The 15,508-nt window shown below is 47.1% G+C and carries 9 protein-coding genes and 1 pseudogene; 7 read left to right on the plus strand and 3 right to left on the minus strand.

The annotated features are described in order from the left end of the window. The first annotated feature begins 34 nt into the window (after nt 1–34). From AB4Z17_RS13330 to AB4Z17_RS13340, 3 genes are all read left to right on the plus strand, one after another. Nucleotides 35–922: a carbohydrate ABC transporter permease gene (locus tag AB4Z17_RS13330; RefSeq protein ID WP_076266328.1), complete on the plus strand. Its 888-nt coding sequence runs from the start codon at nt 35–37 to the stop codon at nt 920–922. Next, the gene (locus AB4Z17_RS13335) at nt 922–1,755 is read left to right on the plus strand and encodes a carbohydrate ABC transporter permease (protein WP_076266327.1); all 834 of its coding nucleotides are present in this window, start codon (nt 922–924) and stop codon (nt 1,753–1,755) included. Before AB4Z17_RS13330 ends, AB4Z17_RS13335 begins: the two co-directional genes overlap by 1 nt. 149 nt (nt 1,756–1,904) lie before the next feature. Next, nucleotides 1,905–3,221, plus strand: coding sequence for an ABC transporter substrate-binding protein (locus AB4Z17_RS13340; protein ID WP_441960197.1), 1,317 nt, complete (start codon nt 1,905–1,907; stop codon nt 3,219–3,221). Nucleotides 3,222–3,342: 121 nt separating this feature from the next. Here AB4Z17_RS13340 and AB4Z17_RS13345 read toward each other — a convergent pair whose 3' ends face one another. Beyond that, a complete protein-coding gene (locus tag AB4Z17_RS13345) occupies nt 3,343–4,623 on the minus strand; it encodes a glycoside hydrolase family 125 protein (protein ID WP_339205471.1) in 1,281 nt (426 codons plus the stop codon). Nucleotides 4,624–4,639: 16 nt separating this feature from the next. After that, nucleotides 4,640–7,432, minus strand: a complete 2,793-nt coding sequence (locus AB4Z17_RS13350; RefSeq protein WP_441960199.1) for an alpha-mannosidase — start codon at nt 7,430–7,432, stop codon at nt 4,640–4,642. Nucleotides 7,433–7,774: 342 nt separating this feature from the next. Here AB4Z17_RS13350 and AB4Z17_RS13355 point away from each other — a divergent pair, with 342 nt between their 5' ends. The 3 genes from AB4Z17_RS13355 (at nt 7,775) to AB4Z17_RS13365 (ending at nt 11,396) form a co-directional block, all read left to right on the plus strand. Beyond that, nucleotides 7,775–8,731, plus strand: a complete 957-nt coding sequence (locus tag AB4Z17_RS13355; RefSeq protein ID WP_441960201.1) for an ABC transporter permease — start codon at nt 7,775–7,777, stop codon at nt 8,729–8,731. Nucleotides 8,732–8,750: 19 nt separating this feature from the next. After that, the gene (locus tag AB4Z17_RS13360; protein ID WP_076266323.1) at nt 8,751–9,662 is read left to right on the plus strand and encodes a carbohydrate ABC transporter permease; all 912 of its coding nucleotides are present in this window, start codon (nt 8,751–8,753) and stop codon (nt 9,660–9,662) included. A gap of 120 nt (nt 9,663–9,782) precedes the next feature. Continuing rightward, on the plus strand, nt 9,783–11,396 hold the full coding sequence (locus AB4Z17_RS13365; protein ID WP_441960203.1) for an extracellular solute-binding protein: 1,614 nt from the start codon (nt 9,783–9,785) through the stop codon (nt 11,394–11,396). Between the two features lie 85 nt (nt 11,397–11,481). Here AB4Z17_RS13365 and AB4Z17_RS13370 read toward each other — a convergent pair whose 3' ends face one another. Next, complete coding sequence (locus AB4Z17_RS13370; RefSeq protein ID WP_441960205.1) at nt 11,482–13,815, minus strand: helix-turn-helix domain-containing protein; 2,334 nt, start codon at nt 13,813–13,815, stop codon at nt 11,482–11,484. 133 nt (nt 13,816–13,948) lie between these two features. Here AB4Z17_RS13370 and AB4Z17_RS13375 point away from each other — a divergent pair. Further along, nucleotides 13,949–15,508, plus strand: a pseudogene (locus tag AB4Z17_RS13375) (glycoside hydrolase); the annotation flags it as partial.

Below are 15,508 nucleotides of genomic sequence, written 5' to 3' on the forward strand. Positions count from 1 at the left end.
TTGACACATAGGGAAGAGAAAGGGGACGAGAATGATGTCCAAAAAAATCAAGTGGAACGAATGGATACAGCAAACGGTATTTGTTGGACCGGGACTCATTGCCTTTATATTGATTGTGCTTGCGCCATTCGTGATGGGTTTTTACTACACCTTTACGGAATGGAACGGGATGGACCTCGGCAACGCCAAATGGGTAGGTATGAAAAATATAGTTAAGATTTTCTCGGACGATGAGCGTTTTTGGAATGCATTCTGGTTTACGACTAAGTTTACGGCTGCCGCGGTTATCGTCACCAACCTGCTGGCATTTCTGTTATCTCTGCTGCTTACGCGAAACCTGAAGAGCCGCAACATTTTGCGAACCGTATTTTTTCTGCCTAACGTAATCGGGGGACTGCTGCTCGGCTACATTTGGTATTTTATATTCGTAAGGGGCTTTCGGGCTATCGGCGAAGCGACGGGCTTCGGATTTTTTAACCTTCAGTGGCTAGGTACTCCGAATACTGCCTTCTGGGGCATCGTTATCGTATTCGTATGGCAGACGGCAGGGTATATGATGATTATTTATATCGCAGCTATGATCAGTGTGCCGAAGGATTTAATCGAGGCCGCCAAAATCGACGGGGCAGGAGCTTGGCAAATGCTGCGTTCAGTCACCGTGCCGCTTATTATGCCAGCCATTACGATCTGCTTGTTCCTTACGACATCAAACTCGTTCAAAATGTTCGATTTGAACCTGTCGCTCACCGCTGGCGGTCCTGGCAATGCAACGGAATCGATTGCGCTAAACGTTTACCGCGAGGGGCTAGTTAACAACCGTTATGGACTCGGAACAGCGAAAGCGATGATTTTCTTCTTCGGCGTAGCTTTAATTACGGTCACGCAGGTATGGTTCACGAAGAAGAAGGAGGTGGAGGCGTAATGGAAAACAAACAGCGCTATACACCTCTCATTTTATTGCTCGAAATTATAGGTATCGCGGCTGCGCTCATTTTCTTGGCACCGTTCTACTTTTTGATCATCAACTCGTTTAAGGAGCTCAAATTTATTTTGCTCAACGCCGCTTCGCTGCCGGAGAAGCTGGGGCTGGACAACTTCAAGCGCGCATGGGTTGCCATTGATTTTCCGACGGTGTTTCTGAATTCGTTTATGGTGACCTCGATTAGCGTCCTTATGCTTGTCATCGTCAGCTCCATGATGGCTTATCGCTTAGTTAGGCGTCCGACGACCTTTAATAAAATATTGCTGACGGTGCTTATTGCTGCCATGATCATTCCGTTCCAATCGGTTATGCTGCCGCTGATGCGCATTACGTCGATGTTCGAATTGCGCGGACATTTGTATGGTATCGTTATATGCTATATGGGCTTCGGCATTTCCTTGTCGATGTTTCTGTATCATGGGTTCATTAAATCTGTTCCGCTAGAGGTAGAGGAAGCGGCGGTTGTGGATGGCTGCTCACCTTATGGCGTGTTCTGGCGTATCGTGTTTCCGCTGCTGAAGCCGATCACGGTAACGGTCATTATTTTGAACGTGCTGTGGATTTGGAATGATTATTTGCTGCCAGTGCTCGTTATAAATGATAAGCTGACTACGATTCCGCTCGCCGTGCAAAAGTTTTTTGGCCAATACTTGCGCAAGTGGGATCTCGCAATGGCTGCACTCACGCTTAGTACGATTCCGATTATTTTGTTTTTTTTATTTTTGCAAAAGCACATTATTGAAGGAATTACAGCCGGTTCAGTTAAAGGTTAACGATAAAAAGTTTTATTATGGAAGTTATCAACATTTTACACCTAGAAGTACAATATATTCGGTGTTGTGCCACGTTGTTGCACAATTATAATGACGATGTAAGCGATACAAAAACGAAATGATATATAAAATTTGCGGGAGGTCATAAGATGAAAAAAGTTTCCTTACTTATGCTAGCTGCTATTATGCTCATCGTTCTGGCAAGCGGCTGTGGAAGCAACAACGGCAACGGCGGGAAAGCAACAAATGCACCAAAAGAAACTGAAAAAAATGGCGGAACAGAAGCGACGGCAGCGCCGAAGAAGGACGTTACCATTAAAGTGTTTCAATTCAAGGTAGAGATAGCTGATGCACTTGCCAAAATGGCTGCTGAATACGAGAAGGAAACCGGCGTAAAAGTGGAAATCGAGACACACGGCGGCGGGGAAGACTACAGCGCATTGCTGAAAGCAGAGCTGGCTGCTGGCGAGGAGCCGGAAATTTTCAACTCAAGCGGCTGGGCGGGCTTCGATCCTTACGTGGATCGTGCGACGGACTTGACTGGCGAGGCTTGGGCGAAGGATTTGGTTGAAGCATCGAAAGCGCAAATTACGCGTGACGGCAAGCTGCTTGGCATGCCGATGAACCTTGAAGCTTATGGCTTCACCTACAACAAGGATCTATTTGCAAAAGCAGGCATCACCGACCTGCCGCAAACGCTCGAGGAGCTAGAAGCAGCAGCTAAAAAGCTGAAGGATGCTGGCATCATTCCATTCGCGCTTACTTCGGAGTGGTGGTCGATGGGCATTCATACGCTAAATATCGCATTTGCTAACCAAGCTGATCCTGCGGCATTTATCGAAGATGTGAAAGCGGGCAAAGTGAAGCTGAAAGATGATCCGATCATGAAGCAGTGGATTCGCCTAGTGGACATTATGTTCGCGAATGGTCAAGACAATGCGTTGACAACGGATTACAATACGCAGGTAGCGGAGTTCGCAGCAGGCAAATATGCCATGATTCAGCACGGCAACTGGATTCAAGGCATGATTGATGAAATTGATCCCGCGCTTAACCTTGGCATGATGGCTGTCCCTCTTCAAGGCAAGCCTAACGTATTTACCGGCGTACCGAACAACTGGATCGTCAACAGCAAATCCGACCAAGTGGAAGAAGCGAAAGCCTTCTTGAACTGGATGGTTACTTCGGAAACAGGCAAAAAATTCATTTCAACCGATTTCAAATTTGTACCGGCATTGTCCTCCATCGAGCCGAACCCAGAAGCGGTAGGCAAAATCGGCGGCGACTTCGCAACCTTCGCGAATGCGAGTCCAGAGCAAGTGAAAAGCTGGAACTGGGATCGTTTCCCTGACGGCATTACACAGCAATGGGGTGCAGCAATGCAAGAATATCTCGGCAAGCAAATTACTAGCGATCAATTGCTTGAGAAATTCGACAAAGCGGTACAGGATATCGTGAAAAAATAATATTTTGAGCAATCAGAAGATAATGATGCTCCGTATCTTCTATAATAGAAGAGGCAGCCCCTTAGGTTATTGACCTAAGGGGCTGCCTCTTATTCGTGAGAGGACTTACCCGTACACGAAATTATACGATGTCTCTATCCATCGCCTCGCAAATCAACATGGCGAACAGGCTGTTGGACCAAGCGAACCATTCTCGCGAGAATACGGACGGATCGTCCGGATGGAAGCCCTCGTGCATAAAGCCCGTATCAGCATCCGTATTCACGAGCATATCGATTAGCTCTTTTATTTCTTCATTATTATCGGCAGTCAGCGCTTGCATCGACAAAGCCATATGCCATACATGACCGGCAGGCGTATGAGGGCTGCCTATGCCTTTGGCAAATTTGCCTTCAAAGTAAAACGGATTTTCATGGCTCAGCGCAAACCTGCGTGTGTTCTGATAAATGGGATCGTCCACAGGCGCATAGCCGAAATAAGGAATAGACAGCAGTCCAGGTGTCCCCGCGTCATCCATAAGACAGTAGTTACCATACCCATCCGTTTCATAAGCATAAATTTTGCCGAATACCGGATGATTGACGATGCCGTACGCTCTGATGCCGAAGTCGATCTCCTGCCGCAGCTTCTCTGCTCTTGCGGCCAATTCTTTGTCGCCATACACTTGATCCGCAATATCCCGAATATAGCCCAAAATAACGACGGCAAACATGTTGGAAGGAATGTTGTAGCCGAACAGGCAAGCATCATCGCTTGGACGGAAGCCCGACCAAGACATGCCTGTGTAGTTGACCGGCAGTCCTAACCCGTCATTTTGCAGCGTTTCGGTTTCTTTAAAGCCTGGACGCACGAAGCGGTAAGGGGACTTCTCTTCATGCCGCTGCTCTGTTTTGATTACATTGACGATCGAGTTTAAGGCTTGATAGCAGGCATCGTCGAAAATATCGCTTTTGCCCGTTTCCTGCCAGTACATATAGGCGAGCTGAGTAGGGAAGCACAAGGAATCCAGCTCATATTTGCGCTCCCACATCCAAGCTGTCATATCGGATTGATCGCCGGCATTATAATGTTTGCCGCTTGCCGTCTCATTAAATGCGTTCGTATAAGGATCTATATTAATGTAGAACATTTGACGGCGAATTACGCCGCTAATAATACGCTGTAGTTCAGCATCCTCCTTGGCATAAGGAATGTAATGACGAACCTGCTCCGTAGAATCACGCAGCCACATCGCCGGAATATCTCCTGTAATGACAAAGGTTGTGCCATCGTCCATCAGCTTGATCGTTGTCTCCAGCGTATTTGGAAAACAATTTTTGAACAGCTTTTGCAGCTTGGGACGATGCGCAAGGCGCTGGTCCGCCTCAGCTAGTACATTAATAATGGAATCTGGTAATTTCATAAGGTTTGCCTCCTGATTAGTTCAATTGTAATGAGTAGGTTATAAWTTTTGCTTTTCCAATGGTTTGGCGTACAGAGCTGTTCTGAATGCTCGCGGCCTCTTGGCGGCGTTCCAAAATATCGCTTTGATGAATATGCTCTACGCCAAAATTAGCTTCAAACGCCAGCTCCTGCGGCTCGCCCGCGAGGTTGTACCAACGAATAATGACATCGCCGTTTTGCTGCGAGACTTTAAAGGCGGACAAAGCGAACCCTTTGCCTTCCCACTTCAGTGGCTCATAGGTTGCCGGGAGCGAGCCTTGTTGATTTCCGGTTTGCAGGTGGAACCAAGGCGCTTGGAATTGGTAAGCTTCCACAAATGCCTCCGAAGAAATAGCATCGCCGGCGTGCGGGAATAGGGAGAACTCTACAGTATGCTCTCCAAGGCACTGCGCCTCTGGTGTCGGGAATACTCCCCAATCTCCCAGCTCAGAAACAGAACGGAGAAGCGTAACCGCTATGGTATTCGATCCATCGCGTAGCACTTCGTATTCGTTAAGGCCTTTATTAGCGACGCTTAAGCCGTGTTCGCCGTCCGACACACTAACAAATGCATGTTGATGCTGGGCATTGCTTGGGTTTATCCACTCCTCCGCTGGCGTCGTATCACGGGAAGCGACTTCGAAGATCGAGTCAGCCAAATGCTTGTCCGATTTCAGCCCAGTAGGGAACAATACGCGAAGGCGATGATCCTTGGCCTGATTATTGAAGGATGCCTCCAGCAGCAGCCCTCTGCCGGATTGCTCTAGGCTAACGCGAGTGACGATGCGCATCGGCACCATATGCTCGACTCGCTTAGCCTGCCGATCGCGGAAACGGATCATTTTTCGTTTTTCAGATGTGAATGTATCGTCAGCTCTGGCTGGAATTGCCCATTCATGGACAATCTCGTACGTGACACGATAGGCTTCATTCTCAACTAGGGTTATCGTTGCCGGAATACCCTTGGTCGTAAGAGGCTGTTCTCCCTCAGGCTGACGGAATACATATTCATTGCCAATGTCGCCGCAATCCTCGTAAATGCCAAGTCCTTGGAATGTCTTCCCGGTTAATTTATCCGTTAAATGATAAGAGCCGTCTGCTTCAAAGCTTACAGCAATATATTGATTTTCCATGCCGCTTGGGCTGGCGATTAGTGATGTGTTAGGCGCTAAAGCCGGGGCTGCAGCGGATTCATGCCATGCATATGTTTTGAAGCCAAGTGCCGGAACCCGGCTTGCTTCAAACGTTAACTTTATTTTGCGAGCCATATAAGGCTGGCGGAATTTATCCTTCGGCAGCTCATAACCGAAATGAACGCCTAAATCCTCTGCTTTGGCAGCAATCGTACAACCCTCGTCATCCAGCAGAGCCCCATTCTCCAAATGAAGCGGGAGCTTCTCAAGCCGTTCAGCAATGGCAGCAGGGTTAGGCCCTTCCTTGAAATAAGCTTTGGCAACGATGAGTTCCGCGCTTACTGTGCCGCTGCGCTCCCAACCTGTCATGTTGAAAATAGTAACCGGCACGCTGGATTCTCCCCATGCTTTAACTCCGCTTGTATCGATCTGTCCCGCAATTGCACTTAGGCTCTCCGATATAATGGATTCGGCCGTATGGCGGCTCTTATCGAATCGCGTCACCATTTCCTGATGCACTTCGTCTACGCTGCAGCCGCAAATACTGTCATGGGGATGATTTTGCATAAGCGTCTTCCAAGCATAGGTCAATAGCTGATGCGGATAGCTTTGGCCGCCGACTAGATGCGCAAGTGCAGCTAGAGGCTCAGCGCCTTTCTCCAGCAAGGTTTGTCCCCGCTGATTGAGCTGCTTCAAATAAATCCGAGCGGAAGCCGTATTGACGAGCGTGCTCCACCCGTCTGTATGCTGGCTGCGCAGCTCGCCCTCGACCGTCGTCAAATGAGAAGGCAGCTGTCCCTTCAATGCCTCGATATATTGCTCAAAGCTCGAATGAACAAAGGTAACGTCCGGGAAAAGCTCGCTTGCCGTGCGAATGCCCTCGGATAAGTTGGTTTGAACAGGCTGATGATCACAGCCGTTCATGAATAGAAGCTCTGGCGTAGAAGCGTATTTGCTGGCATCGCCAAGCCGTTTGGTCCAATAGGCTTTCGCTTCTTCTGGATCAGTCGGCACTTCCATCCCGTTGTTGTACCAGTTAGCAAATAGCAGTCCGAGCACGGACGAACCGTCAGGAGAGGTCCAGTGCATTTCTGAATAGGGAGATTCATAGCTGGAGCCGGTCGTTTCACCGACCATATTATCGAAGCCGGTCGGCTTAACGCCCCGTCCAAACACAGCGGTATTAATATCTGCTTGCTTCAGCATTTGTGGAGCCTGCCCCATATTTCCGAAGGAATCGGGGAAATATCCAAGCTTTGAAATAACGCCATAATAAGCAGCGTCTTGATGCCCAATCAACAAGTTGCGGACATTCGCCTCGGAGCTTGTCAGAAATTCATCCTGCAGCACATACCATGGACCGATAATAATTCGGCCTTCTCGAATGTATTTCTCGAGCACTTCTCTTTTCTCAGGATGAATCTGTAGATAGTCTTCAATAATGATCGTCTGTCCGTCCAGATGAAAGCTGCGGAAGCTGTCATCCTCTTCCAAAATGCGAAGCAAATCGTTCATTAGCTCTGCGAGCAGCGTATGGTGGTATTCGTAAGGCATGTACCATTCGCGGTCCCAGTGCGTGTGCGAAATAAGATGGGCGGTTTTGTTTGTCACAGTCAAAAGCCTCCTGAATTGGATTGGAATTGTATGCGTGTTCATAAGTGATAATTGATAACGGCTGTTCAGAAACAGGCATTCGTAAGAAAGGTTCACACATTTATCCGCAAAGCACAATATGTATCACTTGCACCCCATTTTCGGACAGCATATCTAACACATTAAGAGCGTTCTGATGAGTAAAAAAAGAACAACTGTCTTTGCGAAAAGCCTGTAAAACCCTATGGTTACGGCGTTTTCGAATGACAATGCAGATCATACATATTTACCGTTGATGGTGAAAATGACTACAATTTGGAATGTAAGCGCTAGTCAATTACAATGCCGGCTGCCGGTAGAGTGAAGCTGCGAATAACAACATAGAGAGAGGAGGATTCGAGAGAGATGGAAGGAAACGAATTGCAAGCTGTTCCATTAAACAAGAAGACAAGCGGAAACAAGCCGCTCGCAAAAAAGATGCTGCAAAACTGGGAGCTCTACTTATTTATGACTCCTGTCATGCTGTACTTTCTTATCTTCCATTATGGTCCGATGTACGGTATCCAGATTGCTTTCAAGAACTTCATTCCGACAAAAGGCATTATGGGAAGTCCGTGGGTAGGCTTCGAGCATTTTGAGAGATTTTTTAACTCCTATTATTTTTGGGACTTATTGTGGAATACGTTCAGCATTAGCTTATATGAACTAGCCATCGGTTTTCCGCTGCCCATTATTCTAGCGTTAGCATTTAACGAAATTAAGAACGGCTATTTTAAGAAAACTGTGCAAACGGTTACTTATGCACCGCATTTTATTTCTGTCGTTGTTATGGCCGGGATGATTATCACTTTCTTGTCGCCATCATCGGGAATGCTTGTGAGGCTAATCGAGCTGGTTGGCTTGGAGCCGGCTGCTTATCTTACGGATCCAAAATGGTTTAAGACGGTGTACGTCTTATCAGGCGTGTGGCAAAGCGCGGGGTGGGGGACAATTATTTATCTTGCAGCATTGTCTGGCGTAGACCCTCAGCTTCATGAGGCTGCTATCGTCGATGGCGCAAGCCGATTCAAACGAGTGCTGCACATTAACTTGCCGACGATTGTACCGACCATCACCATTTTACTCATTTTGAACATGGGCAATATTTTGGGCGTTGGCTTCGAGAAAATTTTGCTGCTGCAAAATCCATTGAATATGGGGTCATCGGATGTCATTTCTACATTTGTTTACCGAACCGGGCTAGTAGATGCACAATATAGCTTTTCTACGGCCGTGGGCTTGTTCAATTCAGTCGTGAATGCGCTTTTGCTTATTATGGTCAACAAAATTGCGAAACGCACAAGCGAAACCAGTCTTTGGTAGGAAGGAGGAGCAGAAACGTATGGTTACAGCAGTAAAAGAATCAAAGGGCGATAAGCTGTTTCTCATTTTGAACTATATTTATTTGCTACTAGCGCTAATCGTTGTGTTGTACCCGGTGCTCTATATGGTCAGCGCTTCGATAAGTGATCCGAAATACGTCAATTCAGGCGAAATGTGGCTGTTTCCGAAGGGGATTACGTGGGAAGGGTACAAGCTGGTATTCGATAACGCGAAGGTTTGGAACGGATATCTCAATACGATCATTTACACGGTCGTGGGTACGCTGCTCAATCTAGTCGTTACCCTGCCTGCCGCGTATGCGCTGAGCAGAACCGATTTCATCGGGCGCAAGCTGTTCATGGGCATCATTCTAGTTACGATGTTCTTCAGCGGAGGCCTTGTGCCAAGCTACTTGTTAATTAAAAACCTAGGCCTCATTAACAGCATGGGTGCACTTATTTTGCCAGTCGCAGCCTCAGTATGGAATATCATCGTGGCGAGAACCTTTTTCCAGTCTACGATTCCGAAGGAGCTGCAAGAGGCTGCGCATATGGATGGCTGTACGAACTTGAAGCTATTTGTCCGTATTATTTTACCGCTATCCTCACCGATTATTGCCGTTATGGCTCTCTTCTATGGAGTAGGGCATTGGAATAGTTATTTTTCTGCATTGATTTATTTGAATGACGAGGCGAAATATCCGCTTCAAATGATTTTGCGCCAAATTCTTGTGCTGCAGGAAATGACAGCAGAGACTACGGGTGCCGCGGTTAGCGGTGAAGTAGCGATGGCGATGAATTCCAAGGCAGATGCGGCTTCTTTGGTCAAATATGCGGTCATTATCGTATCGACGCTTCCGATCATTGCCGTTTATCCGTTTTTGCAGCGTTACTTCGTACAAGGCGTCATGATTGGCTCTGTAAAGGGTTAGTTGCCTTGTTCGGAGCTTTTCCGAAGGACTTTGTGAGATAATGGACGAAGGAAATCATTCCTTCGCTTATTATATAGCATCATTTAAATAGAATAGAGGAAAAAAAGGGAGGATTTAAGAATGTACAAATCAAGAAAAGCAGCGTCCTTGCTGCTTGCAGGTGTGATGACGGTTACATTGCTTGCAGGCTGCGGCTCGAACGGCGACAAGGAAAAAGGAAATACGACTGGAGCGGGAGCAGGAGCAGCTGCAAACGTGAATAAGGAAGGTTTTCCAATCGTTAACGAGAAACTTACCTTAACGCTAATGGCGCCGGACATCGGTATTCAGAACTGGAATGACATGCCGGTAATGGACGAAATGGAGAAATTGACGGGCATTAAATTTGAGTATTTGAATGCGCCTAGAGACAGCTTTGATACGAAAAAAAATCTAGTTTTTGCAAGCGGCGATTATCCTAATGTATTGTTTGGCGCAAAGCTAACTCAGGCTGAGGAGCTTAATTATGGTGGACAAGGCATTCTTATTCCACTGGAAGACCTTATTGACGAATATGCACCGAATGTGAAGAAGCTGCTTGAGGCTTACCCGGATATTCGCAAATCCATCACAGCACCGGACGGGCATATTTATTCCTTGCCAAGATTTGATTTAAACCAGCCATGGTACCGCAATCCGCTTTGGTATAACGGCGACTTTCTGAAAGCGCTTGATATTAAGAAAATTCCTGAAACAACGGAGGAATTGTACACTTATTTGAAGCGGGTCAAAGAAGAAGATCCGAACGGCAATGGCCAAAGAGACGAAATTCCACTCGCTTCCTCCTCGAAGATGAGAGATTTGCGGACGTGGATTCTAGGAGCGTTTGGCGCATATGAGGAAGAAATTTACGTAGATGACAAGGATGTTGTTCATTATACGCCTATGGAAGAGCCTTACAAGGCGTACCTGGAATACATGAATCGTCTTTGGAGTGAGGAACTGCTCGATCATGAGTCCTTCTCTCAAACGGATGATCAGAAGAAAGCAAAAGCTAAAAACAATCAAGTCGGATTGTTCTCGGAGTGGCATGCATACTTTACACTCGGCGGCGAGCCGGACACAGAAGATGTGCTGTTCAGCCCTGTGAAGAGCGATATGGTAGCAGCTCCTGCAATTGCAAAAAATAGAGGTTATTCAACAGGCGCCTTCGCCATTACGAGCAGCAACAAAGCGCCTGAAGCGTCGATGCGTTGGGTCGATTATTTGTACTCCTATGATGGAGCAATGCTGTTTGACAAAGGACCTGAAGGCACGCTTTGGAAATACACAGACAAAGCTTCAATGACGAAGGAATGGCTGCCTGTTCCAGGCGGCGGCGATCGGGAGGAATACCGCTCAACACTTACGCCTAACTATGGTATTGCCGCGCCTATGGTAATTAGCGATGACCTTACAAAGGGCTTGAAAACAGAGTTCGATGAGTGGGTAGCCAAGGAAAATAAGGAAAAGCTGTTGGATCGCGGTGCAAGAGTTCCGTTTCCAGCTTTGTTCTTAACTGCAGAAGAGTCGGCTGAGGTTACAAAACTTCGCTCTGACCTGAGCACGTATGTTATGCAAATGGAAGCTAAGTTTATTACAGGTCAAGATTCGATTAGCGGTTGGGATAAATACGTTGGCACGATCAAGAAAATGGGTGGAGAACGGATGGCGGCGATTTATCAGACGGCATACGACCGCTGGAAAACGAGCTAACATCCAAGTAAATAAGCCAACTCTTGCACCGGGAACGGTGCTTAAGAGTTGGCTTTGATTATGAGCATGATGACAATGATGGGCTTTACTCCACATGGTGGACTTCGGGAGCATTAAGCTTACGGTATTGCCCTGGGGTAAGGCCTGTTTCTTTCTTAAATTTACGAATAAAGTTCGGTGTATCCAAGTATCCGACTTGCTCAATAATGTCTTTAAGTGGAGCATCGGTGCTCAGCAGCAGGCGCATGACCTCATCCATACGGCAGCGCGAAATATATTGTGAAAAGTTGAGGCCTGTTTTTTCTTTGAAGCTGCGGCTCAAATAGGAAGTGGAGATCGCGTATTTCAAGGCGATATGCTCCAGGCTGAGCGTGTAATCCGCATATTGCTGATCCACGTACGCTACGATATCGTCCATTAAAGAATGCTGCTCGGTCTCGGTATTTCGTTCCACCTGGTCGCAAATTTGTTCGGCAAGCCTGTTCAGCTTTTGTTCGGTTTCTTCGAGTGTATCGAAGGTTGCCAAGGCAGAAATGTGCTGAATAACGCTGTGCATGCCCATTTCAGAGGCTGCCCGCAGCAAGGCGTTTAGCAGGTCATAGCAAAAGCAGCGCAGTAAGGATACCGACAATGACTCGTTTTTCATATCAAGGATGATGCTGCTAATCATTTGTCTGGCTACAATTGCGTTTCCTTGCTTTAAGCTTTGCTCTAGCTTGAGCAGCGATTTTTTGGAGATCCAGAAGGTCTCTGTATCAGGCGAGCTGAGCTCTGCCAAGTGTTCAAAGTAAGTGACATGGCCATTACCGCCTGCCAATCGGAATTCCAGCGCGGTAGCCGCTTCGATAAAGGATTGATTAAGCTCTGCCAAATTCTCGTATGGTGTACCAACTCCTAGCGATGGCAGCAGCTGCGAGTTCTCCATAATCATGAGCTTTATGGACTCAACGATTTGTTCAATCTGCTCCTGCAAAGGTACGGACTCTGCTGGTACAAGGCTAACCATGAACGCAAATTGCTCTGCTGGGGAGAACTCGATCCCATAAACTCGCGAATGAAGATCCGGCAGCTCCAATTCATGGAGCATTTCCTGTATCTGCTGGCGTTCCTGACGGGAATTTTCGCCCGTATTGGAAGCATTCCAAGCCAAAATAACAGAGAAATAATACCCTTGCCCCTGCGGAAGCTCAAGCCCTGCATCCAAGACTAGCTGCTCGATCTCTGGGTCGTCAGGCTTGCCATGCTTGAGTAGAAGAAGTAAGCATTGATTGCGAACATAAGGCACCTGTATATCTATTCGAGCATTATAATCATGAATGGTCTGCTTGATCCAATCCCATTCATTGCTGATTTTTGCTGAATCTAATGCAGTGCTTTTGCTCTTTTGTTTGGCGAACTCCATTAAATCTTTAATGGGATGGTATTGACGCTTGGCCAATAACATAGCTGCGGCAATGCCCGTCAGTACGACGATACTGAATACTAGCAGAATCAGAGTCTGAATGTGAACGACACGGCTGAAAAATTGATGGCTCGGCATTGCGGCGACGTAAGTCCATCCATTCTCTTGCGATAGGACAGCAACAACAGACTGCTTCTCGCCGTTCAGTGTCAGGCTGTGAATGCCTGGCTGCAAAGCAGAGAGGATAGCTAAGTCACCCTGCGGCATGCTTGCTCCATGATTATTGGCCGTCAGCATTTTGCCGTCCTGATCAAAGATGTAGCTGCTGCCGGAAAAGTTGTTGAGGATGGAATCCATGACTCCGGTCAGCTTGGACTCTTCCATTAAATAGACAACGGTTCCATAAGGAAAAGGATCATTTGGCATAATCGGAACGAGCAGCGTAAGCATAGATTCCTTGCGATAGTTAACGTTGACCTGCTCAGCAGGACGCATAATCGGACCTTTGGCTTCATTTAGGTCATGAAGTAAATCCTCTTTACTCACTTGATTAAACTGATAGGTTTGGCTGAATAGAACATCTACATTGGTAAGACCGCGAGATGAGTAAATAGTAGAATCATCATGGAAATATAGAAATAAATCTTCCAAAATGCTGCTGTTGGCTTTGTAGGTAGAAAGTTGACGAATAGCTTCCCAGCCAAAATAGGGATCACGAACCATATAAGGCGTTAATTGCTCGTCGTAGGCTATTTTGCTGGCGATTTCCTGAAGCTCTCTCATCCGGTCATCAATCGTCATTTTCACTTGATTCAATTGATTCACATTGGACTGCTCTATCTCAGAGCGAAGACCAGTGACTGCGTTTTCATAAACGAATATGGTAACTCCGGTCAAAGGGATTAGGAAGATAAGTATGTACGACAAGGCGTATTTCAGAAGTAAGCTTGATTTCAAATGATTCCAATTTATTTTGGCTCGTGACAACGAAGTTGACTTATTTGTGAGCTTTGACACGACTGTGTTCGCCTCCAGTACGTAATTGTAATCCATGTTCAATCATGACGCTTAGTCTTCCATTATGCAATAAATAGCGGATCATGGAAAGTAAAGATCCATAAACAATAGAGAAATGATAGGAGCGAGAACCATGAAAGCAGTACTATTTTATGACCCTACTTTTCCGTTAGACGGCTGTGCGCCAAATACAGAGGCACTTCAAAAGCTGAATAGTCTGTTTAAAGTAACCGATGCGGAAGGATTGTCAGCAGCTCTTAAAGAAGACGGGGTAGACTGCCTCGTTCATTTGCACGGATCGTATTTCCCGAAAGCATCATGGCCGGAAATACTCGCTTTTGTAACGCGGGGCGGGGGATTGATTCATGCAGGCGGAGCCCCTTTTAAACAGCCGGTGAGCCGGGATGGCGAGCAGTGGGACGTCCAGCAGGAGATGACAGCGTACCATCAGGAACTATTTATTCATGAAGCGCTTGCTGTCGATCATACGCGTTCAACTGAATTATGCCACAATCAGGAGCTGCCTTTGCTGCAGGACAAGGAGCATTTGTTCACGATTGAACCTACGTTTGGCCTTATTTTGCATGTGACGCATGAGCGGGATCAGCTGAATCAGGCTACGGGCTCGCAGGGACCGATGAATGCACACATTCGCCCGCTTCTGAAGGGAATGTCTGCCGATGGCCGGGAGGTATCGGCTCCTGTCGTTCTGATCGAGCATAACAAAGGCGACTTTGCAGGCGGACGCTGGTTGTTTGTGAATCAACAGCTGACTGGCCGTTTCTGGTCGGGCGCAGGCGCGGATGCTCTTGCAGAATGGGCGGCATTTTGTGCGAGGGGTGTGACTGAGCTTTGGATTAAGCCGAGCTACGCGGTTTATTATGAAGCAGAGAGACCGCATCTGACGCTTCAAGCACAGCAGATTAAAGCGGCATACGGCTATGAGCAAAGCGGCAAGCAAGAGAACTGGTCGATGGCTATTTCTATTTATAAGCAAGGAGAGGCTAAGGCGGTATGGGAGCATCGGTTGAGCGTGAGCGTTGGAAGCGAAATCGAGTATGTGAGTTTTAGTGTACCGCTCTCTATTGAGCCAGGCTTGTATGAGATCGTATGTGAAGCCGAAGCTGAAAGCGGGGAAAAAAGGGTACTGCGGCAGGGCTTCTGGGGGTATGGCCGTGATTTGCTGGAGAGAGGTACGCCGCTTGCAGTTGGTCGGGATTATTTTGAGAAAAATGGCGCTCCCTTCCCGATTGTAGGAATGACGTATATGACCTCGGATGTTGGCCGGAAATTCGTGTCTATGCCGAATGCTGCGATCTGGGATCAAGATATGGCGACGATGAAGGAAGCCGGCATCAACCTGATTCGTACCGGTTTATGGACGGCGTGGCGGCATCTTATGTTCGAGGATGGACATGCATCGGAAGAGCTGCTCAGAGCTGTAGATGCTTTTATACTGATAGCGGCTAAACATGAGATTGAAATGACCTTTAGCTTCTTCGCCTTTGCTCCCGAATCTTGGGAAGGCAAAAATCCGTATCTTGATCCAAGAAGCGTACAAGCACAAAAACGGTTTATCGCAGCGATCGTATCCAGGCATAAACACACGTCCAATGTACAGTGGGATTTGATCAATGAGCCTTCATTATTTGATCATATGCGCATTTTCTCAGGGCCTCGCTCCATGCATGAT

The organism is Paenibacillus sp. TAF43_2 (assembly GCF_052113545.1).
Lineage (GTDB): Bacteria > Bacillota > Bacilli > Paenibacillales > Paenibacillaceae > Pristimantibacillus.